The sequence below is a fragment of the Phycicoccus ginsengisoli genome, assembly GCF_054779295.1.
Genome location: NZ_BAAGYN010000006.1, coordinates 105,666 through 129,488 on the forward strand (window position 1 = coordinate 105,666; position 23,823 = coordinate 129,488).

Below are 23,823 nucleotides of genomic sequence, written 5' to 3' on the forward strand. Positions count from 1 at the left end.
TGACAGGATGGCGCCCATGGCCGCGCCCCCGTCGCCCGCCGCGGGCCGCGTGGTCCGTTCCTCCCCGGACACGCCTCGGCCTGATCGCCGCCGCACGGTGACCACCGCCGCACCGGGGACAGCCACACCCGCCCGGGGCCGCACGGCGAGTGCTGCCCCCCGAGGGCGCGCCCAATCCGGCTGCCGCTGCACGACGAATGGCCCACGACGTCCCCGAGGAGAGGCACAGTGATGTCCGCAGCACGCAGCGCGGTGATCGGCAGCGGGATCGCCGGCCTGGCCGCCGCGCACGTCCTCGCACAGGACGGGCCGGTGACCCTCTACGAGGCGGACGGCCGGCTCGGCGGTCACGCGGACACGCACGAGGTCGCGGTGGGGGACCGCGTCGTCGGTGTCGACACCGGCTTCATCGTGCACAACGACCGCACGTACCCGACGTTGCTGCGGCTCTTCGACGAGCTCGGGGTCCAGACCCAGGACTCGGACATGAGCATGTCCATCCGAGACGACGAGGCGGGGCTGGAGTACGCCGGTGCCAAGGGCGCCCGCGGGCTGTTCCCGCGTCCCCGCAACCTGGCCGACCCGGCATACCTGCGCATGCTGGGAGAGGTGAAGCGGTTCCACCGCGCCGCCCGGGCGGTGCTGGCCCGCGACGACGACGACGCCGACCGCGACGAGACGCTGGGCCAGTTCGTCGCCCGGGTGCGGTTCAGCGACTACTTCGCGCGGCACTTCCTCGAGCCCGTCGTCGCGGCGGTGTGGTCCTGCGACCCCGACGTGTCCCTGCGCTACCCGGCGCGGTACCTCTTCGAGTTCCTCGACCACCACGGGATGCTCTCGGTGTTCGGCTCGCCGACCTGGCGCACCGTGGTGGGCGGCTCCGCCCGCTACGTCGAGGCGCTCGCGGCACGGCTCGACGACGTCCGGGTGGGTCTGCCGGTGGTGTCCGTGGTCGAGCGGGAGGAGGGCGTCGTCGTCGACGACGCACGCGGCGACCGGGAGGTGTACGACCGGGTGGTCGTCGCGACCCACCCGCACCAGGCGCTGTCGATGCTTCCCGAGGCGACCGACCTGCAGCGCGAGGTCCTGGGTGCCATCCACTACTCCTCCAACGTCGCCCAGCTCCACACCGACGAGTCGGTGCTCCCGCGGACGACCGGGGCACGGGCCTCGTGGAACTACTGGCGCCGGCCTGCGGGGGAGGGCTCCGGCGTGCTGGTGACGTACGACCTCACCCGGCTGCAGCGCATCGACGTGCCGGGCCGGCGCTTCCTCGTCACACTGAACGGCGTGGACCGTGTCGACCCCGCGCTCGTCATCGACACCATGCACTACGAGCACCCCCTCTACACGCCGGAGTCCGTTGCGGCGCAACGCAGGCTGCCTCTCCTCAACTCCGCTCGCATCGCCTTCGCGGGCGCGTACCACGGGTGGGGCTTCCACGAGGACGGCGCCCGCTCGGGGGTGCAGGCCGCCCGCGCGCTGGGGGTCGAGTGGGCCACCGGGCCGCGCCCCGACCTCGACGGCCGCGACCGCCACGCCGACCCCGACGGCGATGCGGTCCCGGTGGCGGTGGGTTCGTGAGGGCTGGTTCGGGCACCCGGATCTACCGCACGAGCATCCGCCACGCCCGCACCTCCCCGCTGCGGCACCGGTTCGCCCACCGCAGCCACACGTGGCTGGTCGACCTCGACGACCTGCCCCGCCTGGGCCCGCTCGCACCGCTGGCCCGGTTCTGCGCCCGGGACCACCTCGGCGACCCCACCCGGACCCTCCGGCAGAACCTCGACGCGTTCCTCGCCACCCAGGGTGTCGACCTGGGCGGCGGGCGCATCCTCATGCTCGCCATGCCCAGGGTGCTGGGCGCGGTGTTCAACCCGATCAGCGTCCACTGGTGCCACGACGCCGAGGACCGTCTCGTCGCCACGGTGGTCGAGGTGCACAACACCTACGGCGACCGGCACGCCTACCTCGTCCGGCCGGACGAGAAGGGTCGGGCCGAGGTCGACAAGGCGCTCTACGTGTCCCCGTTCAACGACGTCTCCGGGCGCTACACCCTGACGGTGCCCGAGCCCGGCGACCGGCTGCGCGTGGGCGTCGTCCTCCACCGCGACGGCCAGGAGCCCTTCGTCGCCGGCATGACCGGCGTGGCCCTGCCCGTGACCACCCGCAGCGTGCTGCGCCTCGCCCTCACCCAACCGCTCGAGCCGCTTGCGGTCATGGCCCGGATCCGCGTCCACGGGATCTGGCTCTGGCTGCGCCGGCTGCCCGTCCAACCCCGACCCCCGCACCACCAGGAGGCCGTCCAGTGACCACCGCTGACCCCGTTCTCGCGTCCCGTCCCACGATCGACCCGGTCCGCTGGCCCGACCTCGCGGCGTCACGGGACCGCGTGCGCCGCGGCGTGGAGTCGGCCATCGCCCGCCAGCTCTTCCGCTCCGCCGTGCGGCGTCTGGCCGTGCGGGTCGAGGCTGACGGCGAGGTGTTCGGCGGTGGCGCGAACGACCCTGCGGCTCCGCTCATGCGGCTCGTGCGCCCCGAGGCGTTCTATGCCGCGGTCGGCTCCAAGGCGCTGATCGGCTTCGGCGAGTCGTACATGGCCGGCGACTGGGACTCCCCGCAGCTGGCAGACCTGCTCGAGGTGTTCGCCGCCCAGATGGCCACCCTCATCCCGGCCCCGCTGCAGCGGCTGCGCGCCTTCTACGTCGCGCGGCACCCGTCCACCGAGCGCAACACCACCCGCAACACCCGCAGCAACATCGCCCGGCACTACGACCTGTCCAACGACCTGTTCGCGACGTTCCTCGACGACACCCTGTCGTACTCCTCCGCCCTGTTCGACGCCCCCGCGCAGCGGGTCGCGTCGGTCTCGGGGGAGACGGCCCTGACCAGCCCGGCGCCGGTCGCCCCCTCGTGGCCGGACCTCCGGGTGGCCCAGGAGCGCAAGATCGACCGCATCCTCGACGCCGCCCGGGTCGGCGACGGCACCCGGGTGCTCGAGATCGGCTCCGGCTGGGGCGAGCTCGCCATCCGGGCGGCAGCGCGAGGCGCGTCGGTCCTGACCGTCACCCTGTCGAGCGAGCAGCAGGAGCTGGCCCGCGAGCGGGTGGCGGCAGCCGGCTTCTCCGACCGCGTGGACGTCGAGCTGCTCGACTACCGCGCCGTCCAGGGTGAGTTCGACGCGGTGGTGTCCGTCGAGATGATCGAGGCGGTCGGCCACCAGTACTGGAAGGACTACTTCCAGACGATCGACCGGGTCCTGGCCCCCGGCGGGTCGGTCGCGATCCAGGCGATCACCATGCCGCACGACCGGATGCTGGTGACCCGCAACACCTACACGTGGATCAACAAGTACATCTTCCCCGGCGGGTTCCTGCCCTCCACCGAGGCCCTGGCCGACGTCACCCGGGAGCACACCGGGCTCCGGCTCACCGAGCGCCTGTCGTTCGGCCGCCACTACGCCGAGACACTGCGGCTGTGGGACGAGCGCTACCTCGGCGCCCTCGAGCGGGTCCACCGGCTCGGCTTCGACGAGGTCTTCGACCGGATGTGGCACTTCTACCTGCAGTACTCCGAGGCCGGCTTCCGCTCCGGCTACCTCGACGTCCAGCAGCTGGCCTTCCGCCGCGAGGTGACCGCATGACCGCCCTCGACACCGCACGTGCGTCCGAGTCCGCCTCTGCCGCAACGGGTTCCGCACGCCCTGGCCTGGCCCCCCAGCTCGCGGAGGCGCTCGCCCCCGTCGTCGGCGGCGAGCTCCCCGTCCGGCTGACGCTCTGGGACGGCAGCAGCGCCGGCCCGGCCGACGCCCCGCACGTCGTCGTGCGCTCGCCCCGTGCGCTGCGACGGCTGCTGCGGCACCCGGGGGAGCTGGGAGCCGCGCAGGCCTACGTGACGGGCGAGCTCGACGTCGAGGGCGACCTCGACGCCGCCCTCACGCACGTGTGGACGGTCGCGAGGCAGCGCGGGCTCAGCGGCATACGCCCCACGCCGTCGGTCGTGGCGGGAGTGGTCCGCCTGGCGCGCAGCGCGGGCGTGCTGGGCCGCCCGCTGCCCCCACCCGTCAGCCAGGCCGTCGTCAAGGGCCGCCTGCACAGCCGGCGCCGCGACCGGGCAGCGATCTCCCACCACTACGACCTGTCGAACGACTTCTACCAGCTCATCCTCGACCCGCACCTCGCCTACTCGTGCGGCTACTGGCGCTCCGACGACCCCGGCTACACCGTCGAGGACGCCCAGCGCGACAAGTTCGAGCTGGTCGGCCACAAGCTCGGCCTGAGTGAGGGATCGCGCCTGCTCGACGTCGGGTGCGGCTGGGGCTCGATGAGCCTGTACGCCGCGGAGCACTTCGGCGCGCGAGTCACCGGGGTGACCATCGCCGCCGAGCAGAAGCGCTTCATCGACGAACGCATCCGTGAGCGGGGCCTGCAGGACCGGGTCGAGATCCGGCTGCAGGACTACCGCGCCGTCCCCGACACCGGCTTCGACGCGGTCGTGTCGCTGGAGATGGGGGAGCACGTCGGCGAGCGCAACTACCCGACCTACGCCAAGGTCCTGCACGACGCGGTCCGCCCGGGCGGGCGGGTGCTGGTGCAGCAGATGTCACGGCGTGGGCGGCACCCCGGTGGCGGCCCCTTCATCGAGCAGTTCATCGCCCCCGACATGCACATGCGGCCGGTCGGCGACACGGTCGCCCTGATCGAGGGCTCGGGCCTGGAGGTCCGGGACGTGCACGCGCTGCGCGAGCACTACGTGCGCACGGTCGACGCCTGGCACGACACCTTCGAGGCCAACTGGGACCGCGCCGTCGACCTCGTCGGCGAGGAGGTCGCGCGCGTCTGGCGGCTCTACCTCGTGGGCGGTTCGATGGCCTTCCGCGACGGCCGCATGGGGGTCGACCAGATCCTGTCCGTCCGCCCGGACGGCCGTGGCCGGTCGGCGGTCGAGCCGGTCCGGCCGGTGGGCTGGTCGTGAGCGCGACCGTCGCCCTGGTGGCGACCGGCCTGTCCACCGCGACCGTCGCGTCCGGCTCGTCCACCGCCGGGTTCGACCTCGGCAGCTTCTGGGCCGTGACCGGGGCGTCGCTGCTCGCACTCGTCCTGCTCATGGCGGTCACGGCGGTCGTGGGCCACCGCCAGGGGCGGGTCAGCGTCGTCGACACCACGTGGGGCCTGGGCTTCGTCCTCGTCGCGCTGGTGTCCGCGCTCGTCGGTGACGGCGCCGGCTGGCGCCGCCTGCTCGTCCTGGTGCTCGTGGCCGTGTGGGGCCTGCGCCTGGCGTGGCACGTCACCCGCCGCAACGCCGGCAAGGGGGAGGACCCGCGCTACGTCGAGATGCTGGAGAAGGAGAGCGGCAACCCGACCCTCGTGGCGATCCGCAAGGTCTACGCCGTGCAGGGTGCCGCCCTGTGGTTCGTCTCCCTGCCGGTGCAGGTCAGCGCGGCAGCCGGCGACGGGGTGGTGTGGGTCGCGGTCGTCGGGGCCCTGCTCTGGCTGCTCGGCGTCACCTTCGAGGCGGTCGGCGACGCCCAGCTCGCGCGGTTCAAGGCCGACGCGTCGAACAAGGGGAAGGTCATGGACCGCGGCCTGTGGTCGTGGACCCGTCACCCGAACTACTTCGGCGACTCCAGCGTCTGGTGGGGCCTGTTCCTCGTCGCCGCCAGCGCCTGGCCGGGTGTGCTCACCGTGCTGTCGCCCGTCGTCATGACCTACTTCCTCGTCTACGGCACCGGTGCCAGGCTCCTCGAGCGGCACATGGCCGAGCGCCCGGGGTACCGGGAGTACCAGCAGCGGACCAGCTACTTCCTGCCTCGACCGCCACGCCGGGCCGTGGGGTCGGAGCGGGGATAGGGTCCGTCCGTGCCCGACGACTGCCTCTTCTGCCGGATCGCCGACGGCGCCGTGCCGTCGTTCACCGTCCTCGACGAGCCCCTGGTGCTGGGCTTCCTCGACACGCGGCCGGTCTTCAAGGGCCACGTCCTGCTCGTGCCGCGGATCCACGTGGACACGCTGCCCGACCTGCCTCGCGAGCTGCTGCCCACGCTGATGGGGGCGGTCCAGCGCACGGCTGCCGCGATGCCCGTCGGGCTGGGTTCGCAGGGCTCCTTCGTGGCGGCCAACAACGTCGTGTCGCAGTCGGTGCCGCACCTGCACTGGCACGTCGTGCCGCGGACCAAGGGTGACGGGCTGCGCGGGTTCTTCTGGCCACGCACCCGCTACTCCTCCGACGATGAGGCGCAGGAGTATGCCGCGCGCCTGCGGGCCGCCCTCGAGGCACCACCCGAGTAGCCCTGTGCCAGGCCAGGCCGGGCCAGGCCAGGCCGGACCGGACTCTGCCAGGAATGGATGGGCCGGGCCGGGCTGTCGGCGCCGTGCGCCACAATCGGGTCGTGCCGACCCACACCGTCATGCCGTCGCCGATCGGCGACATCACCGTCGTGTCCGACGCCGGTGCCGTCACGCGCGTCATGACCTACAGCCAGAAGCACGCGCCGGCGGCGGAGGAGCTGGGGGAGCGGGACGACGTCGCCGGGGCCGAGGCGGTGCGCCAGCTGGCCGAGTACTTCGCCCGGGAGCGCACCGAGTTCGACCTGCCGCTGGCACCCCGCGGCGACGAGTTCAAGCAGCGCGTCTGGGCCCTGCTGCGCGAGATCCCCTACGGCCAGACCCGGTCCTACGGCGACCTCGCCCGGGCGCTGGGCGACGTCAACCTCAGCCAGGCGGTCGGCTTCGCCAACGGGCGCAACCCCATCGCCATCGTCGTCCCCTGCCACCGGGTGATCGGCGCCGACGGCAGCCTGGTTGGCTACGCGGGCGGCCTCGACCGCAAGCGGTTCCTCCTGGCCCTCGAGGAGACCGAGGAGACCCGCGCCCAACGCCTGTTCTGACCGGTCCGCGAGACGGCCCGGACCGCGGACGTGATCCCGGTCGCACCGGCTGCTGGGACGGGGGCTGCCCGGCATACGGGAGGCGCTAGCGTGGTTGTCGAGAGTGCACGGCGTCATCGAGGACGGCGCCCGGGACAGAACCCCGGGTGGCCGTCCTTCGTCTTTGACAGGAGAGTATGGGCATGTCGTCGCATCAGGACGGGACCACCACCGGGCGCCACCGGGTGGTCGTGATCGGGTCGGGCTTCGGGGGGCTGTTCGGCACCCAGGCGCTGAAGCGGGCGGACGTCGACGTCACCCTGGTGGCCAAGACCACGCACCACCTCTTCCAGCCACTGCTCTACCAGGTCGCCACGGGCATCCTGTCGGAGGGCGAGATCGCCCCCTCGACCCGTGAGGTGCTGGCGCACCAGGCCAACGCGAACGTCCTGCTGGGCACGGTCACCCACATCGACCTCAGCGCCCGCACCGTGACCTCGCGCGTCCTCGACCGGGAGACCGTCACCCCCTACGACTCGCTCGTCGTCGCCGCAGGGGCCGGCCAGTCCTACTTCGGCAACGACCAGTTCGCCACGTACGCCCCGGGCATGAAGTCCATCGACGACGCGCTCGAGCTGCGCGGCCGCATCTTCGGAGCGTTCGAGTACGCCGAGCTCGCCAGCACCCCCAAGGAGATCCAGCGGCTGATGACGTTCGTCGTCGTCGGCGCCGGCCCGACCGGGGTGGAGATGGCCGGTCAGATCGCCGAGCTGTCGCGCCGCACCCTGCGCCACGACTTCCGCCGGATCGACACGGCCGACGCCCGCATCATCCTGCTCGACGCGGCGCCGCAGGTGCTGCCCGCGTTCGGCGACCGGCTCGGCACCAAGGCGCAGAAGCGGCTCGCGGAGATCGGGGTCGAGGTGCAGCTCGGCGCGATGGTCACCAACGTGGACGCCACCGGCATCGAGGTCAAGGACAAGGACGGCACGACGCGCCGGATCGAGTCGATCACCAAGGTGTGGGCCGCGGGCGTCCAGGCCTCCGAGCTCGGCGCCCAGCTCGCCGAGCAGTCCGGAGCTCCGCTCGACCGCGCCGGGCGGATCGAGGTGAACGACGACCTGACCCTCCCGGGCCACCCCGAGGTGTACGTCGTCGGCGACATGGCCTCGCTCAAGGGCTACCCGGGCGTGGCGCAGGTGGCCATCCAGGGCGCCCGGTACGCCGCGGAGTCGATCAAGCGGCGCCTCGCCGGCAGGCCGGCCCAGGGCCCCTTCCAGTACCACGACAAGGGGTCGATGGCGACGATCTCCCGGTTCAGCGCCGTCGCCTCGATCGGCAACCTGCGCTTCGGCGGCTTCGTCGCCTGGGTGCTGTGGCTCGCGGTCCACCTCGTCTACATCATCGGCTTCAAGCACCGGCTGACCACGCTGCTGCACTGGGCGGTCAGCTTCCTCGGCCGGGGGCGGTCCGAGCGCACGGTCACCGAGCAGCAGGTCTTCGCCCGCACGGCGATCGAGCAGCTGGGCGAGCAGTACGCCCCGTCGCTGCCGCGGGTCCCGGCCGACAAGCGCCCTCCGGTGCAGTCGGTCGCCCAGGCCCGCGACGAGGCCAGCCGCACCCTCTGACCGGGGCCGTCCCACCCCTCAGCCGGAACCGTCCGACCCGCCGTCGGCCGGGCGGGGGGGCACGTAGGGTGCTGGCATGCCGCTGGAGTACCCCATCCACGAACGCACCCTCGACAACGGGCTGCGGGTCGTCGTCTCACCCGACAGCAGCGTCCCGATGGTGACGGTCAACCTGTGGGTCGACGTCGGCTCGCGCCACGAGGTCGCGGGTCGGACCGGCCTGGCCCACCTCTTCGAGCACCTCATGTTCCAGGGCTCGCGGCACGTGGCCAGCGGCGAGCACTTCTCCCGCCTCATGGCCGAGGGCGGACGGCTCAACGCGACGACCTGGTTCGACCGCACGAACTACTTCGAGACGGTGCCCAAGGGGGCGTACGAGCTCGCGCTGTGGATGGAGGCCGACCGGCACGGGTACCTGCTCGACGCCGTCACCCAGGAGAACCTCGACAACCAGCGGGACGTGGTCAAGGAGGAGAAGCGCCAGCGCTACGACAACGTCCCCTACGGCAACGCCCTCATCGAGGTGTATGCCGCGACGTTCCCTCCCGGCCACCCGTACCACCACCCGACGATCGGGTCGATGGAGGACCTCGACGCGGCGAGCCTGCAGGACGTGCACGAGTTCTTCCGGCACTACTACGGGCCTAACAACACCGTGCTGACCCTCGTGGGCGACCTCACCCCGGAGGAGGGCTTCGCCGCTGCCGAGCGCTACTTCGGCCCGCTCCCGGCGTCCGCGTCGCCGCCCCGCGACAACCTGCCCCAGCTGGGGCCGCTCGAGGCCCCGGTCCGGGTCGACCGCCCGGGGGCCGTGCCCAACGACCGGCTGCACGTCGCCTTCCGGCTGCCGGTCGACAACACCCAGGAGTTCTTCGCCGCAGCCCTGGCCGTCGACGCCCTGGGTGGGCTGACCACCTCCCGGCTCGTGCAGCGGCTGGTCCGCCGTGAGCAGGTCGCCAACTCGGTGCAGGCGCACACCATGGGGTTCGTGGACGGTTCCTCCCTCGGCTTCCTCGTCGTCGACGTAGCCGAGGGCCACGACCCCGAGGCCATCGAGGCGGCCGTGCTCGAGGAGCTCGAGCGGTTCGCGTCGCAGGGGCCCACGGAGGTCGAGCTCGAGTCCGCGCTCGCCCAGTCCGAGCGGTCGTGGCTGTCCGCCCTCGCCGGGCAGGAGGAACGGGCCGACCTCATCAGCCAGCACGTGCTGCTCCACGGCGACGGGCAGTTCGTGAACACGTTCCTCGACCGCCTCGCCACCGTGACCGCCGAGGAGGTGCGGGCCGCGGCGGACGCCTGGCTGCGGCCCGAGCACCGGGCTGTCGTCCGGCACCTCGTCCAGGCGCAGGAGGATGCCGCGTGAGCACGCCCCGCACCACCGACCACGACACCACCGGGCCCGACACCACTGGGCCCGGCACCACTGGGCCCGACACCACCGGGCCCGACACCGCCGGGCCAGGGACCACCGTGCTCGACCCGACCGGCCGGCCACCGGTGCTGCCGCCGGAGCCGTGGCGCTTCCCCACCCCGTCCAGGAGCACCCTGGCGAACGGGGTCGAGCTGGTCGTCTACGACATCCCCGGCCAGTACGTCGTCTCCGTCCGCACGGCCGTGTCCCTCCCGCTGTCGGCCGAGCCGGCGGAGGTCGAGGGGGTGGCCACGATCATGGCCCGCATGCTCGACGAGGGGACGGTCGAGCACAGTGCCGAGGAGTTCGCAGAACTGTTGGAGCGCAAGGGGATCGCGATCGGGGCCGGGGTGAACGACGCCGGTTTGTCGGTCGACCTCGACGTCCCCAAGGGCCGGCTCGCGGACGCCCTGGACCTGTTGCGCCAGCTGCTCGCCGACCCCGTGTTCCCCCAGCCGGAGCTGGACCGGCACCTGCGGACCCGCCTGGCCGAGATCGAGCAGGAGCGCGCGCTGGGCCCGCAGCGGGCCGCGCGCCAGTTCGTCGCCACCGTCTTCGACGCCGGCGACCGGGCCTCCCGTCCGACGGGCGGGTCGCCCGACACGGTGCGCGCGATCACCCGCGAGGCAGTGGCGCGGTTCCACCGTGAGCGGGTCGGCCCGCGGGGTGCGACGGTCGTCATCGCCGGTGACCTGGGGGACCTCGACGTCCCCGCGCTGGCGCAGGCGGGCCTGGGTGCCTGGTCCAACCCCGCCCAGCTCGAGGTGCCGGTCCCGGTGCCGCCCACCTTCGCCACCGACCGTGCGCGGGTCGTCCTCGTCGACCGCCCGGGTGCGGTGCAGTCCGAGCTCCTCGTGGGGTGCCCCGGGCCGGACCGGCACGACGAGGGCGGCTGGGCGGCATACCCGGTCCTGGGCTTCGTCGTGGGCGGCTCGCCGAACGCGCGCCTCGACGCGGTGCTGCGCGAGGAGAAGGGCTACACGTACGGGATCCGCTCCGCCTTCCGGCCCCGGCGCCGCGGCGGCCTGTTCCTGACGTCCGGATCGGTCCGCGCCGACGCCACCGGGGAGTCGGTGTGGCTGCTGCTCGACATCCTCGGCCGGGTCCGCGAGGGCCTCACCGAGGAGGAAGTGCGCGCCGGCGTCGACTTCATCAGCAAGACGGCCCCGGGACGCTTCGCGACGGCCGACGCCGTGGCCGACGAGGCGGCGGCGCTGTCGCTCGAGGGGCTCACGACGCAGTTCACCACCGAGAACCTCGAGCGGATGCGTGCCCTCGACCCCGAGGCGCTGCTCGCGGCGTGGCGCCGCTGGGTGACGGGGGAGTGGACCGTCGTGGTGGTCGGGGACGCCTCGGTGCAGGCCGACGCCCTGCGTGGGCTGGGGGTCGGCGAGGTCACCGTCGTCCCGGCCTGAGGGGGATGTCGTCCGGGCTCAGGCGCGGGCGTCGGTGCCGAGGCGGGCGAGCACCTCGTCGTGCAGCAGGCCGTTGGTGGCGACCGCGTTGCCGCCCCACGGCCCGTCCCGGCCCGCGAGCGAGGTGAACCGGCCGCCTGCCTCGGTCACGATGGGCACGAGGGCCGCCATGTCGTAGACCGCGAGGTCTGGCTCGGCCGCGATGTCCGCGGCACCCTCGGCGACGAGCATGTACGACCAGAAGTCGCCGTAGGCGCGGGTGCGCCAGCAGGTGTCGGTGAGGTCGAGCAGCTCGTCGTACCGGTCGACCGCGCGCCAGCCCTTGAGGCTGGAGTAGGAGAGCGAGGCGTCCTCGAGCCGGGAGACCCGGGAGACGGAGATCCGCTTCGCGGAGGTGAGGCTGCGGCCCGACCACGCGCCGGAGCCCGTGGCGGCCCACCAGCGGCGACCCAGGGCCGGGGCGGCGACGAGCCCCAGCACGGGGGTCTCGTTGTCGACGAGGGAGATCAGCGTGGCCCAGACCGGCACGCCCCGCACGAAGTTGTGGGTGCCGTCGATCGGGTCGACCACCCACCGCCGCGGGCCGTGCCCCGTGGTCTCGAACTCCTCGCCCTCCACGGCGTCCCGGGGCCGGGTGCGCTTGAGCTGGGCGCGGATGAGCTCCTCGGCGTCGCGGTCGGCGTCGCTGACCAGGCTGAGGTCGGGCTTGGACTCCACCACGAGGTCCTCGGCGCGGAACCGCGCCACCGTGATCCGCTCCACGGCATCCGCCAGGACGTGGGCGAGCCGCAGGTCGTCGTCGTAGGGCACGCCGCCACGCTAGACCAGCGCGGACCGGCCACCGGGGACCGGCGACGACACGCCGGGGGCGGAATGTGCCGCAATGCCCCGGGAAGGCGCCAGATCGCCGCTCGGCCGCAAGATTGCTCTCGAGTCGGCTGCAGGACGATCACGTTTTTGTCTCGGGTTGTGCCAGACCGTCGCCTTTACCGTCTCCTTGCTCTTTCATGGGTCCCACACGACGACGCCTTGTGCGTTGCAGGGCTGCGCGCCGATCGGTGCGCCGTCTTGACCATCCCGTCCACACCGGTCGGGGAACCCCTACGTAGGAGGACATCAATGCGAGGAACTGCTCGCACGGTGGCTGTTGTTGCCGGAGTCTCCGCCGTCACGCTGCTCGCCGCAGCCTGTGGCGGAGGCAGCAGCAACGACAACACCAAATCCACTGCCGGCGGCAAGACCGGTGGCTCGGTGACGGTCCGCGGGTGCAACCCCCAGAACCCGCTGATCCCGAGCAACACCACCGAGACCTGCGGCGGCAACGTGCTCGACGCGATCACGGCGAAGCTCATCCACTACAACGCGGAGACTGGTGCTCCCGAGAACGACATCGCCGACAAGATCGAGACGTCGGACAACCAGAACTTCACCGTGACCATCAAGAAGAACTACAAGTTCCAGGATGGCACCGAGGTCAAGGCGAAGAACTTCGTCGACGCGTGGAACTACGCCGCGTACGGTCCGAACGCCCAGTCCTCCGGGTACTTCATGGAGCCGATCGAGGGCTACGACGCCACCCAGTGCGCCGACGCCGACTGCAAGACCAAGCCGAAGACCGACAAGATGACCGGCCTTGCGGTGAAGGACGACTACACCTTCACGATCAAGACCACCGAGAAGGTCTCGAACATGCCGGTCCGCCTGGGCTACTCCGCCTTCGCGCCGCTCCCGGACTCGTTCTTCAAGGACCCGAAGGCCTACGGCGAGAAGCCGATCGGCGCCGGTCCCTTCAAGCTCGACTCCTGGACCAAGAACACCGAGATCAAGCTCAGCAAGTTCGCTGACTACTCGGGCAAGTACAAGGGCAAGCTCGACGGCATCACGTTCAAGATCTACCAGGACAGCGACGCTGCCTACAACGACGTGATCGCCAACCAGCTCGACGTCACCGACGAGGTCCCGTCCTCGGCGATGATCGACGACAAGTACAAGACCGACCTTCCGGACCGCAACGCCCAGAAGGCCGTCGGCGTCATCCAGACCATCACGTTCGCGCCGGTCAAGGTCGACCCGAACTACGCCGACCCGAAGATCCGCCAGGCGATCTCGATGGCGATCGACCGCCCGACGATCATCAAGCAGATCTTCAACAACACCCGTCAGCCGGCCACCGGCTGGGTGTCCCCGGTCGTCGACGGCTACAAGGCCGGCCAGTGCGGTGAGTACTGCACCTTCGACGCTGCCAAGGCCAAGGCCAAGCTCGACGAGGCCGGTGGCTTCAAGGGCGGCAAGATGACCATCGCCTACAACGCCGACGCCTCGCACAAGGCGTGGGTCGAGGCCACCTGCAACTCGATCAAGGGCGCTCTCGGTGTCGACTGTGTCGCCACCCCGGTCGTGGACTTCGCGACCTTCCGCGCCCAGATCGCGGCCAAGAAGATGAAGGGCATGTTCCGCACGGGATGGCAGATGGACTACCCGTCCATCGAGAACTTCCTCGCCCCCATCTACAAGACCGGCGCGTCCTCGAACGACGGTGACTACAGCAACCCCGAGTTCGACAAGCTCCTCAACGAGGCTGCTGCCCAGACCGACGCGGCTGCGGCGAACGCCAAGTACCAGGACGCGGAGAAGCTCCTCGCCAACGACATGCCGGCCATCCCGATGTGGTACTCCACCGCCACCTTCGGCTGGTCCAACAAGGTCACCGGTGTGAAGATCACCGCCTTCGGCACCATCGACTTCACCAGCCTCGCGCTGAAGTAAGTCGCCCTGGCGGCCCGCCCCCAGGGGCGTGCCGACCGAGCAGCGACCGTCGGCCTGCCGGCCCCGTGCCGGCAGGCCGACGGCCTGTCCGGGCAGGGCCCCGGGTGAACCCCGGGGCCTGCCCCATGTACCGTCCATACGACTATGTTGTGTCGAGGAGCGGCGGGTCTGTCGGACCCGCTCGGCCCGACCAGCCACGCCACCGGGACCCACCCCATCCCCGCGGGCGTCGATCTTGAGGAGGTGACGTGTACAAGTACATCCTTCGGCGATTGCTCCAGATGATCCCGGTGCTGCTTGGAGCCACGTTCATCATTTTTGCCATGGTTTCGTTGCTGCCGGGTGACCCCACGGCAGGCATGTGTGGCGAGCGCCCCTGCTCGCCGGCCTTCGTGGCCAAGTTCCGCGAGGAGCACAACCTCAACGACCCGTTCATGGTGCGCTACGGCAAGTACCTCGGCCAGGCGGTTCAGGGTGACCTCGGCACCACCTTCCGTGGCGTGGAGGTCTCGGCCGAGCTCGAGCAGCGCTACCCCACCACCGCCAAGCTGGCCGGCATGGCCATCCTCTTCGAGGCGGTGATCGGCATCATCGCGGGCGTGCTCGCGGGCATCCGCAAGGGCAGGTTCATCGACAACCTCGTCCTCGTGAGCACCCTGTTCGTCATCTCCGTGCCGATCTTCGTCATCGGCGCCACGCTGCAGTACTACCTCGGCGTGAAGTGGCAGCTGTTCCCGGTGACCTACTCGGCCGACCGCGCCCTGTACTCGCTCGTCCTCCCGGCGTTCGTCCTGGGCAGCGCGTCGATCGCCTACGTCGCGCGCCTGACCCGCACCAATCTGGTCGAGAACCTCCGGGCCGACTACCTGCGCACCGCGATCGCCAAGGGCCTGACCCGGCAGCGCTCGATCGGCGTGCACGCCCTGCGCAACTCGCTCATCCCCGTGGTGACCTTCGTCGGCGCCGACTTCGGCTCGCTGCTCGGTGGCGCGATCGTGACGGAGCGCATCTTCAACATCCAGGGCGTCGGCGGATACCTCTTCACCGGCATCCACAACCGCGACGGCGTCTCCGTGGTGGGCACCGTGACGATCCTGGTGCTCGTGTTCCTGCTCGTAAACCTCGTCGTGGACCTGCTCTACGGCGTGCTCGACCCGAGGATCAGCCATGACTGAGGCTTCGACCATTGCCGTCTCCGCCGAGACCGGCCCGGCCGGTGGGGACGTCCAGGACGCACCCCGCTCGCTGACCTCGGACGCGTGGCGGTCGCTGAAGAAGAACCCGATCTTCTGGGTGTCGGTCGTCCTGATCGCCTTGTTCCTGCTGATGGCGGCCTGGCCGTCCCTGTTCACCAGCACCGACCCGTCGGCCGCGGTGCTCAAGGACGCCCGCGTCCCCCCGAACGCGAACGCGTGGTTCGGGCGTGACATCCAGGGCTACGACATCTACTCGCGCACCATCTACGGCGCCCGCGCCTCGATCCTCGTCGGCGTGTTCACGACGGTGACCACCGTCATCATCGGCGGGGCCCTGGGCATGCTGTCCGGGTTCTACGGTGGCTGGCTCGACGCGGTCGTCTCGCGCATCACCGACATGTTCTTCGCGATCCCGCTGCTGCTCGGCGGCATCCTGTTCATGTCGGTCAAGCCGAACGACCCCGACACCCCGTACCTCGTCGTGGTCGGCAAGGTCGTGCTCGTGATGGCGATCTTCGGGTGGCCGAGCCTGGCCCGCCTGATGCGCTCCAGCGTGCTGCAGGTCAAGCCGAACGACTACGTCCAGGCGGCCCGTGCCCTCGGCGCGAGCCCGTGGCGGATCATGAAGTCGCACGTCCTGCCCAACGCCGTCGCCCCCATGATCGTCGTGGCCACCATCAACCTCGGCGTGTTCATCTCGGTCGAGGCGACGCTGAGCTTCCTGGGCATCGGCCTGACCCCGCCCGCCATCTCCTGGGGTGTGGCGATCTCGGACGCGCTGCTGGCCTTCCGGACCACGCCGCACATCCTGTTCTTCCCCAGCCTGTTCCTGTCCCTGGCGGTGCTGGCCTTCATCATGCTCGGCGACGCGGTGCGCGATGCCTTCGACCCGAAGTCGCGCTGAGCGGGAAAGACGAACACCACATGACGACCACTGACACCAAGCCCAACCGGTCTCACAAGACCGACGGGCCCGTGTACACCCCGCAGGACGGCCTGCTGCTCGAGGTGGACGACCTCTACGTCGAGTTCCACACCCCCGACGGGGTGGCCAAGGCCATCAACGGCGTGGACTTCGACCTGCACGAGGGCGAGACGCTCGCGATCCTCGGCGAGTCGGGGTCGGGCAAGTCCGTGACCGCCCAGGCGATCATGGGCATCCTCGACATGCCCCCGGCGAAGATCCCTGGCGGGCAGATCCGGTACTGCGGGCAGGACCTGCTCACGATGCCGGAGGACCAGCGGCGCCGGACCCGTGGCCCGGAGATCTCCATGGTCTTCCAGGACGCGCTGTCCTCGCTCAACCCGGTCTTCCCGGTGGGCTGGCAGATCGCGGAGATGTTCCGCAAGCACCGCGGCATGAACAAGTCCGACTCCCTGGAGCGGGCGATCAAGCTGATGCAGCGGGTGCAGATCCCGGCGGCCAAGGAGCGGGTGAAGGCCTACCCACACCAGTTCTCCGGTGGCATGCGGCAGCGCATCATGATCGCGATGGCGATCGCGCTCGACCCGGCGGTGCTCATCGCCGACGAGCCGACCACCGCCCTGGACGTCACCGTCCAGGCGCAGATCATGGCGCTGCTGCAGGAGCTGCAGGAGGAGCGCCAGATGGGCCTCATCCTCATCACCCACGACCTCGGTGTCGTCGCCGACGTCGCCGACAAGATCGCGGTCATGTATGCCGGCCGCATCGTCGAGCGCGCCGACGTGTACGACCTGTACCGGCAGCCGGCCCACCCGTACACCAAGGGCCTGCTCGAGTCGATCCCGCGCCTGGACCAGAAGGGCCAGCAGCTGGCCGCGATCGGCGGCCTGCCGCCGAACCTCATGCGGATCCCGCCGGGCTGCGCGTTCAACCCGCGCTGCCGCTACGCCCAGGACGTCTGCCGTGAGGAGCGTCCCCAGCTGCTGACCGTGGCACCCGGCCGCGAGAGCGCCTGCCACTTCGCCGAGGAGGTCCTCCATGGCTGAGCCCATCCTGACCGCGACCGACCTGGTCAAGTACTACCCGATCAAGGGCGGCGTGCTGCGCCGCACCGTCGGGCAGGTCAAGGCCGTCGACGGCGTCAGCTTCGAGCTGCTCAAGGGCGAGACCCTGGGCATCGTGGGCGAGTCCGGCTGTGGCAAGTCCACCCTCGGTCGGCTGCTCATGCGGCTCGAGGAGCCGACGTCCGGCACGGTCATGTTCGACGGAGTCGACATGTACGCGCAGAAGGGCCGCGCGATGCGGCGCCTGCGCCGGGACATCCAGATCGTGTTCCAGGACCCGTACACCTCGCTGAACCCGCGCAAGACGGTGGGCGACATCGTCGGCGAGCCGTTCGAGATCCACCCGGACGCCGTGCCGAAGAAGGGCCGTCGCAAGGCGGTGCAGGACCTGCTGGACCTCGTGGGCCTCAACCCCGAGCACATCAACCGGTATCCGCACCAGTTCTCCGGCGGCCAGCGCCAGCGCATCGGCATCGCCCGCGGCATTGCGCTCAACCCGAAGGTCCTCATCTGCGACGAGCCGGTCTCGGCGCTCGACGTGTCGGTGCAGGCGCAGGTCGTCAACCTGATGGAGAAGCTGCAGGACGAGCTCGGGCTGTCCTACATCTTCATCGCCCACGACCTGTCCGTGGTCCGGCACATCTCCGACCGGGTCGGCGTGATGTACCTCGGCAAGATGGCCGAGCTGGGCGAGGAGGACGACATCTACGGTCGCCCGACGCACCCGTACACCCAGGCCCTCCTGTCGGCGGTGCCGGTGCCCGACCCGACCCTGCGCGACAAGAAGGAGCAGATCGTCCTCAAGGGCGACGTGCCGTCGCCGGCCAACCCGCCCAGCGGCTGCCGGTTCCACACCCGCTGCTTCAAGGCGCAGGAGAAGTGCTCCGTCGACGAGCCCGTGCTCGAGCTGCGCCCCGACGGTGTGGGCCAGCACCTCTCCGCCTGCCACTTCGCGGCACCGCGCGAGATCATCCCGACCGTCGACGTGTCTGGCCAGGAGCCGGTGTTCCGGGCCGAGGTCCGTGACCAGGCGTCGTTCGAGGAGCCGTTCGAGCGGGTCGGCGACGGGACGCAGGACTCCTGACCCGCACCACATCCGAGCCGTACCGACCGCGCCGCCCCCTCGCTGGGGGCGGCGCGGTCGTCGTGGTCCCGTGCCCGGGAGGCGTGGTGCCGCGGGTCAGGGCGTGCGGTCGGGGAGCCGGCGGTTGAGCGAGAAGAGCCGCCCGAGGACCGGCATGAGCACGATGTTGAGGCCGTGCAGGATGCCGATGATGAGCAGGATCCCGCCGAGCCGCGACAGCTCGAAGGTCACCTGCTCGGCGCTGACGTGTCCACTGATCTCGTTCTTCCAGTCCGGCTGCGGGGCCACGTGCACGCTGAACAGGATGAAGGCGGCGAAGATCAGGTAGTACACGATGTCGGTCAGCACGATGTAGCTCTTGCCGGTCAGCGGGTTGTCGTGGAAGACGTCGGCTGCGTACGCCCTCCCGAACCGCTTGATGAACGGGCCGAGCCACAGCGCGATGCCGAGCAGGGCGAGGTTGGTCGCCACCTCCAGGACCCACCAGGGCATCTCCAGTCCTCTCTCTCCACGGGGTGTCAGGGTCAGCACGAGGGTGGTCGCGGCAACGATGCCCACGACCCACAGGACCACCGCCCAGCGGACCCGCCGGCGGCGTTCGCGGTCGTGCTCGATGCCGTCGACGACGCGCTCGAACAGGTCCGGCGCAGGTCCGCGGGTCTGCCCGACCTCGGTGAGGGCGTCGTGCAGCCGGTCCTCCAGGGCGCTCATCGCTTCTCCTCCAGGGTCGATGCGAGCGCGCGCAGGCCGCGGCGCAGGTGGGTCTTCACCGAGTTGGGCGAGAGCCCGAGGGTGCGGGCGATCTCCTCGACGGGCAGCTCGAGGTAGTAGCGCAGGGCGACGCAGTCACGTTGGCGGCGGGGGAGGGCGCGGACGGCGTCGACCACCTCCTGGCGTGACTGCGCCGCCGTGGCGGTCTCCTCGGCGGAGGGCTCGTCCGGCTGGGCCGGTGGCCGGTGCCGCAGGGACACCAGCCCTCGGCGGTTGTGGTCGCGGGCGAGGTTGATGACGATCGAGCGCAGGTAGGCGGCGGCACGGTCCTGGTCGCGGATGCGGGCCGCGCTGCGGGACAGGCGGATGAAGGCCTCCTGGACCAGGTCCTCGGCGGCGGTGCGGTCGTCGACGAAGAACCTGGCCAGCGACACCAGCCTGGCCGCCTCGTCCCGGAACAGCACGACGACGAGGTCGTCGGCGGCCACCCCCGGCGCCGCCGCGACCCCGTCCTCCTGTAGTGCACCCACCGCCTCCATCACCTCGACAGACGATCCGCAACGCGTCTCGGGTGACACGGATTCTTGCGTGTTTCTACTGATCTCGTGGCGTCACCCGCAGAACCCGTGGGCTGCGTCGGTGGGGTGTCAGCAGCAATTCAGGCACGGACGTGCCGAAGGACGGCACGCCCGCCGATCGAACGAGGAGAGTCGACCATGACCCGCACCCCACCCACCCGTCCGAGGCGCCGGAGGGGGCGCCTCGGGCCGGCCCTGGCCCTGGCGGCCGCCGTGACCACCGCGGTGGCGGTCGGCCCCGCGGTGGCCGGTCCCGCCCTGCACTTCGGCGACTCGCTGCGGGACCTGACCCCCGCTGCCGGTGGTCCGTTCGACGGCGCCACCGCGACGCTGGAGCTCGTGCCGCACGACGGCGCGACCACGGTCGTCCTCGGGCTCAAGGGCATCGACCGATCGGTCGCGGGGCGCACCTTCGGGGCGCACCTGCACACCGGCCCGTGCGTGGCCGGCTCGGGCTCGGCGGCGGGTCCGCACTACAACCACAGCGGGACGGTGCCCGCGACCGTCAACGACCGGACCGAGGTGTGGCTCGACTTCACGGTGACCGGTGGGGGCACGGGTAGGGCTGTCTCGCACGTCGCCTGGGTCCCCGAGCCGGGACAGCGCTCCGTGGTGGTGCACGAGCGCGCGACGTCCCCCGACGGGACCGCCGGGGCCCGGCTCGCCTGCCTTCCGGTGGTGTGGTGATGAGCCGCCATCCTGGGCTCCGCGCCGTCCTGGCCGGCGTGGCCTTCGGGCTGGCCTGGGGGGTGGTCGCCCGGGTCTTCATGCGTCTGGTGTCCGACGCGCCGAGCTTCAGCTGGGCCGGGACGCTGGGGATCCTGGCGGTCGCCGCGTGGTTCGGGGCCTTCGTGGCTGCCGCGAGCGCCAAGCTGCGAGCGGGACGCCGTGGGTGGTGGCGACTGCTCGCGCTCCCCGCGCTGCTGTTGTTCGCGGGCCAGGGAGCGCCGTTCCTGCCCGGGGCGCTGCTCGGCGCGATCGCGCTGTCCCGTCGCTGGCGCCCGGCCCTCTCCGTCCCGGTGGCGGTCGTCGCCAACGCGGCGGTGCCGGTCGTGATGTGGTGGCAGCTGCGGCTCGACGAGGTGACGATGCTGTCCGCGCCGTACCGCGCGCAGGCGGCCGCGCTCATCCTCATGCCGTTGCTCGGGCTCGCCCTGGCCTGGTGGTCGAGGGGCCTGTTCGTCCCGGCTCGCGGGCGCCGGCTGGCTCAGTCGGCCTCTCCCGAGCGGGCACGCAGCAGCCGGCGCAGCGAGTCCAGCCTCGCCGCCCCTGCCGGGCCGGCCTGACCCGAGGCCACCCAGTCGTCGAGGGCGCACTCCTCCTCGTCGTGGCTGCACCCTCGCGGGCAGCCGGCGGTGCCCGGCTCGAGGTCGGGGAAGTGCTCGATGATGCGGCCGAGGTCGACGTGCGCCAGGCCGAAGGAGCGGATGCCGGGTGTGTCGATCACCCAGCCGCCGCCGCCCGGCAGCCGCAGCGCCACGGCGGAGGTCGAGGTGTGGCGCCCGCGGCCGGTGACGTCGTTGACGACACCGGTCGCGCGGTGCGCCTCGGGGACCAGGGCGTTGACGAGGGTGGACTTGCCCACGCCCGAGTGACCGACGAGCACGCTGACCCGGCCGGACAGCCGCTCGTGCAGGGCCTCCAGCCCGTCGAAGCCGCTCTCCCCGGTCGAGGTGACGACGTGGGCGACGTCGAGCGGGGCGTAGTGGCCGAGGAAGTCCCCCGGGTCCGCCAGGTCGGCCTTGGTGAGGACGAGCAGCGGCTCGAGGTGGGCGTCGTATGCCGCGACGAGACAGCGGTCGATGAGGCGCGGGCGGGGTTCGGGGTTCGCGAGGGACGAGACGACGACCAGCTGGTCGGCGTTCGCCACGATGACGCGCTCGAACGGGTCGGTGTCGTCGGCGGTGCGGCGCAGCACCGACTCCCGCGGGGTCACCCGGACGATCCGCGCGAGGGCGTCGGGGCCCCCGGCGGTGTCCCCGACGAGGTCGACGTGGTCGCCGACGACGATCCCCTTGCGGCCGAGCTCACGCGCCCTCATCGCGGTCACGACACGCTCCGGCATCCGCTTGCCGCCCACCCCACGACCCACCAGGACCGTGTACCGGCCACGGTCGACGGCGGTGACGAACCCGGGCAGGGCGTCCTCGTGGGCAGGGCGGTCCTTGGAGCGCGGGCGCGACCCGCGCCGGCTCGGCCGGATCCTGACGTCGCTCTCGTCGTAGTCGGAGGCGCGACGGGTCATGCGCTGACCGCATCCCGGCTGGAGCCCACCAGGCCCTCCCAGAGCGTCGTGAACTCCGGGAGCGTCTTGCCGACGGTGACGACGTCCTCGACGACCACACCCGGGACCCTCAGCCCCAACACCGCACCGGCCATGACCATGCGGTGGTCGGCGTAGGTGTGGAACAGGCCGCCGTGCAACGGTGCCGGCGAGATCCGCAGGCCGTCCTCGGTCTCGGTGACGCTGCCCCCGAGCGCCTGCAGCTCGCGGGCGAGGGCGGCCAGCCGGTCGGTCTCGTGGCCGCGGATGTGGCCGACCCCGCGGATCTGCGAGGGGGAGTCCGCGAGGGCGGCCAGCGCCGCCACGACGGGGGTCAGCTCGGAGGCGTCGTGCAGGTCGAGGTCGACGCCTGAGACCTCACCCGTGCCCGCCACGGTCAGCCCCTCGCGGGTGAGCGACACGTCGGCGCCCATGGCGTCGAGGACGTCGCGGATCGCGTCGCCGGCCTGGGTGGTGTGCTGGGGCCAGCCGGGCACGGTGACCCGGCCCCCGCAGACGAGCGCGGCGGCGAGGAACGGTGCGGCGTTGGACAGGTCGGGCTCGACCTGGACGTCGAGCCCGGCGAGCTCGGACGGCTCGACCCGCCAGGTGTTGGCGTCGCTGTCGTCGACGATCGCCCCCGCGTCGCGCAGCGTCTCGACCGTCATCTCGATGTGCGGCTCCGACGGCACCGGCTTCCCGTCGTGGTGCACCGTGACGCCGTCGTCGTAGCGGGCGCCGGCCAGCAGGAGCGCGGAGATGAACTGGGACGAGGCCGAGGCGTCGAGCGTGACCCGGCCGCCCGGCATACGGCCGGTGCCGAGGACGGTGAACGGCAGGGTGCCCCGACCGCCGTCGTCGATGGTGGCGCCGAGGGCGCGCAGCGCACCGAGGACCGGGCCCATCGGGCGCACCCGCGCCTGGGCGTCGCCGTCGAAGGCGACCGGGCCGTCGGCGAGGGCCGCGACCGGCGGGACGAAGCGCATCACGGTGCCGGCCAGGCCGCAGTCGACGCGGGTGCCGCCACGGACCGCGGCGGGGGTCACGTGCCAGTCGAGCGACCCCGAGGCGTCGGGCAGGTCCTCGACCGTGGCCCCGAGCGAGCGCAGGGCCTGCGCCATGAGCAGGGTGTCGCGCGAGCGCAGCGGCGCCCGCAGCAGGGAGGGTGTGCTCGCCAGCGCGGCCAGCACGAGGTAGCGGTTGGTGAGCGACTTGCTGCCCGGCAGCACCGCCGTGCCGGTCACGTCACCGGGGGGAGTGGGGGCGGCCCAGTCGATGCGGGCCGCCGGCGCAGGGTCAGGTGAGGGCATCGTGCGCCTGGCTCGCGGCGAGCTTGGCCTCGCGCCGGGCTGCGTGGGCGGCGTGCTTCGCCTCGCGCTTGGCGCGCTTCGCCGACCGGTGGGCCGAGTCGCTGGCGAGCCCGGCCCGGTAGGCCAGCCCGGGCCGTCCCTCGGTGTCGACGGCAGCGAGCAGCAGGCCGCCCATGAGGCCGACGTTCTTGAGGAACCCGATGCGCTGCGTGCGCCGGGCGGTCTGGTCCTTCTCCACCCAGAACGGGTGTCCGACGTAGGTCGTCGGCGCGAGCGAGCCGGCCAGCGCCAGGGCGGCGAGCCGCGGCAGGCGTCCGGTGGCCAGGAGGGCGCCCGCGCCGACCATGGTGGCGCCGTTGGCGCGCACGAGCAGCTCGGGGTCGTCGGGCAGGCCGAGCGGGGCCACCCGGTGCGCGAACGGCGCGACCTTCTCGCGCAGGGCCGCGGGGTGGCGCAGCTGCTCCAGGCCCTGGGCGACGAAGATCGCGGCGAGCATGGGTCGGGCCACGCGGCGGACGAGCGTCATGATCACTCCTGTGGTGCCGGTCGGGGTACGGAAACGTCGCCTCCCTTCCTACCGTATGGACCGGTCGGTGGCCCTGCGTACCCT

At 71.7% G+C, this 23,823-nt stretch carries 23 protein-coding genes; 17 read left to right on the forward strand and 6 right to left on the reverse strand.

From position 1 onward, the window contains the following. Nucleotides 1–231 precede the first annotated feature (231 nt). From ACYVDO_RS11645 to ACYVDO_RS11690, 10 genes are all read left to right on the forward strand, one after another. Nucleotides 232–1,584 (forward strand): NAD(P)/FAD-dependent oxidoreductase, encoded by a 1,353-nt coding sequence (locus tag ACYVDO_RS11645; protein WP_460935989.1) that lies wholly within the window; start codon nucleotides 232–234, stop codon nucleotides 1,582–1,584. Then, nucleotides 1,581–2,312, forward strand: coding sequence for a DUF1365 domain-containing protein (locus tag ACYVDO_RS11650; RefSeq protein WP_460935991.1), 732 nt, complete (start codon nucleotides 1,581–1,583; stop codon nucleotides 2,310–2,312). Before ACYVDO_RS11645 ends, ACYVDO_RS11650 begins: the two co-directional genes overlap by 4 nt. Beyond that, a complete protein-coding gene (locus ACYVDO_RS11655) occupies nucleotides 2,309–3,643 on the forward strand; it encodes a class I SAM-dependent methyltransferase (protein WP_460935993.1) in 1,335 nt (444 codons plus the stop codon). Before ACYVDO_RS11650 ends, ACYVDO_RS11655 begins: the two co-directional genes overlap by 4 nt. Next, on the forward strand, nucleotides 3,640–4,974 hold the full coding sequence (locus tag ACYVDO_RS11660) for a class I SAM-dependent methyltransferase (protein ID WP_460935995.1): 1,335 nt from the start codon (nucleotides 3,640–3,642) through the stop codon (nucleotides 4,972–4,974). The genes ACYVDO_RS11655 and ACYVDO_RS11660 overlap by 4 nt, the downstream gene beginning before the upstream one ends. After that, nucleotides 4,971–5,849 (forward strand): DUF1295 domain-containing protein, encoded by an 879-nt coding sequence (locus tag ACYVDO_RS11665; protein ID WP_460935997.1) that lies wholly within the window; start codon nucleotides 4,971–4,973, stop codon nucleotides 5,847–5,849. The genes ACYVDO_RS11660 and ACYVDO_RS11665 overlap by 4 nt, the downstream gene beginning before the upstream one ends. A gap of 9 nt (nucleotides 5,850–5,858) precedes the next feature. After that, complete coding sequence (locus ACYVDO_RS11670) at nucleotides 5,859–6,287, forward strand: HIT family protein (protein WP_460935999.1); 429 nt, start codon at nucleotides 5,859–5,861, stop codon at nucleotides 6,285–6,287. A 101-nt stretch (nucleotides 6,288–6,388) separates the two neighbouring features. Beyond that, nucleotides 6,389–6,886, forward strand: a complete 498-nt coding sequence (locus ACYVDO_RS11675) for a methylated-DNA--[protein]-cysteine S-methyltransferase (RefSeq protein WP_460936001.1) — start codon at nucleotides 6,389–6,391, stop codon at nucleotides 6,884–6,886. A 182-nt stretch (nucleotides 6,887–7,068) separates the two neighbouring features. Next, nucleotides 7,069–8,493, forward strand: coding sequence for an NAD(P)/FAD-dependent oxidoreductase (locus ACYVDO_RS11680; protein ID WP_460936003.1), 1,425 nt, complete (start codon nucleotides 7,069–7,071; stop codon nucleotides 8,491–8,493). Between the two features lie 76 nt (nucleotides 8,494–8,569). Beyond that, a complete protein-coding gene (locus ACYVDO_RS11685; protein ID WP_460936005.1) occupies nucleotides 8,570–9,853 on the forward strand; it encodes a M16 family metallopeptidase in 1,284 nt (427 codons plus the stop codon). Next, entirely contained in the window at nucleotides 9,850–11,316 is a 1,467-nt protein-coding gene (locus tag ACYVDO_RS11690; RefSeq protein ID WP_460936007.1) for a M16 family metallopeptidase, read from the forward strand. Before ACYVDO_RS11685 ends, ACYVDO_RS11690 begins: the two co-directional genes overlap by 4 nt. 18 nt (nucleotides 11,317–11,334) lie before the next feature. Here the strand turns inward: ACYVDO_RS11690 and hisN are convergent, their stop codons facing one another. Continuing rightward, entirely contained in the window at nucleotides 11,335–12,126 is a 792-nt protein-coding gene (hisN, locus tag ACYVDO_RS11695) for a histidinol-phosphatase (RefSeq protein ID WP_460936009.1), read from the reverse strand. Nucleotides 12,127–12,456: 330 nt separating this feature from the next. On the opposite strand from hisN, the gene ACYVDO_RS11700 reads away from it, so the two are divergent. From ACYVDO_RS11700 to ACYVDO_RS11720, 5 genes are all read left to right on the forward strand, one after another. Continuing rightward, nucleotides 12,457–14,082 (forward strand): peptide ABC transporter substrate-binding protein, encoded by a 1,626-nt coding sequence (locus tag ACYVDO_RS11700; RefSeq protein ID WP_460936011.1) that lies wholly within the window; start codon nucleotides 12,457–12,459, stop codon nucleotides 14,080–14,082. 248 nt (nucleotides 14,083–14,330) lie between these two features. After that, on the forward strand, nucleotides 14,331–15,257 hold the full coding sequence (locus tag ACYVDO_RS11705; RefSeq protein ID WP_460936013.1) for an ABC transporter permease: 927 nt from the start codon (nucleotides 14,331–14,333) through the stop codon (nucleotides 15,255–15,257). Beyond that, nucleotides 15,250–16,182, forward strand: a complete 933-nt coding sequence (locus tag ACYVDO_RS11710; RefSeq protein ID WP_460936015.1) for an ABC transporter permease — start codon at nucleotides 15,250–15,252, stop codon at nucleotides 16,180–16,182. The genes ACYVDO_RS11705 and ACYVDO_RS11710 overlap by 8 nt, the downstream gene beginning before the upstream one ends. Before the next feature lie 20 nt (nucleotides 16,183–16,202). Then, complete coding sequence (locus ACYVDO_RS11715) at nucleotides 16,203–17,249, forward strand: ABC transporter ATP-binding protein (RefSeq protein WP_460936017.1); 1,047 nt, start codon at nucleotides 16,203–16,205, stop codon at nucleotides 17,247–17,249. Further along, the gene (locus tag ACYVDO_RS11720) at nucleotides 17,242–18,351 is read left to right on the forward strand and encodes an ABC transporter ATP-binding protein (RefSeq protein WP_460936019.1); all 1,110 of its coding nucleotides are present in this window, start codon (nucleotides 17,242–17,244) and stop codon (nucleotides 18,349–18,351) included. The genes ACYVDO_RS11715 and ACYVDO_RS11720 overlap by 8 nt, the downstream gene beginning before the upstream one ends. Before the next feature lie 96 nt (nucleotides 18,352–18,447). Here the strand turns inward: ACYVDO_RS11720 and ACYVDO_RS11725 are convergent, their stop codons facing one another. Both ACYVDO_RS11725 and ACYVDO_RS11730 read right to left on the reverse strand, forming a co-directional pair. After that, the gene (locus tag ACYVDO_RS11725) at nucleotides 18,448–19,062 is read right to left on the reverse strand and encodes a hypothetical protein (protein ID WP_460936021.1); all 615 of its coding nucleotides are present in this window, start codon (nucleotides 19,060–19,062) and stop codon (nucleotides 18,448–18,450) included. Beyond that, nucleotides 19,059–19,592: an RNA polymerase sigma factor gene (locus ACYVDO_RS11730; RefSeq protein WP_460936023.1), complete on the reverse strand. Its 534-nt coding sequence runs from the start codon at nucleotides 19,590–19,592 to the stop codon at nucleotides 19,059–19,061. Before ACYVDO_RS11730 ends, ACYVDO_RS11725 begins: the two co-directional genes overlap by 4 nt. 186 nt (nucleotides 19,593–19,778) lie before the next feature. On the opposite strand from ACYVDO_RS11730, the gene ACYVDO_RS11735 reads away from it, so the two are divergent. Then, nucleotides 19,779–20,327 (forward strand): hypothetical protein, encoded by a 549-nt coding sequence (locus ACYVDO_RS11735; protein ID WP_460936026.1) that lies wholly within the window; start codon nucleotides 19,779–19,781, stop codon nucleotides 20,325–20,327. Then, complete coding sequence (locus tag ACYVDO_RS11740) at nucleotides 20,327–20,926, forward strand: hypothetical protein (protein WP_460936028.1); 600 nt, start codon at nucleotides 20,327–20,329, stop codon at nucleotides 20,924–20,926. Before ACYVDO_RS11735 ends, ACYVDO_RS11740 begins: the two co-directional genes overlap by 1 nt. On the opposite strand, the gene rsgA is transcribed toward ACYVDO_RS11740, so the two are convergent. From rsgA to ACYVDO_RS11755, 3 genes are read right to left on the reverse strand one after another with little or no spacing between them, the layout of a single operon-like run. Continuing rightward, nucleotides 20,848–21,885, reverse strand: coding sequence for a ribosome small subunit-dependent GTPase A (rsgA, locus tag ACYVDO_RS11745; protein WP_460936030.1), 1,038 nt, complete (start codon nucleotides 21,883–21,885; stop codon nucleotides 20,848–20,850). The genes ACYVDO_RS11740 and rsgA overlap by 79 nt on opposite strands. Then, nucleotides 21,882–23,213: a 3-phosphoshikimate 1-carboxyvinyltransferase gene (aroA, locus tag ACYVDO_RS11750; protein WP_460936032.1), complete on the reverse strand. Its 1,332-nt coding sequence runs from the start codon at nucleotides 23,211–23,213 to the stop codon at nucleotides 21,882–21,884. The genes rsgA and aroA overlap by 4 nt, the downstream gene beginning before the upstream one ends. Further along, nucleotides 23,200–23,739 (reverse strand): DoxX family protein, encoded by a 540-nt coding sequence (locus tag ACYVDO_RS11755; protein ID WP_460936034.1) that lies wholly within the window; start codon nucleotides 23,737–23,739, stop codon nucleotides 23,200–23,202. The genes aroA and ACYVDO_RS11755 overlap by 14 nt, the downstream gene beginning before the upstream one ends. Between the last annotated feature and the right edge of the window lie 84 nt (nucleotides 23,740–23,823).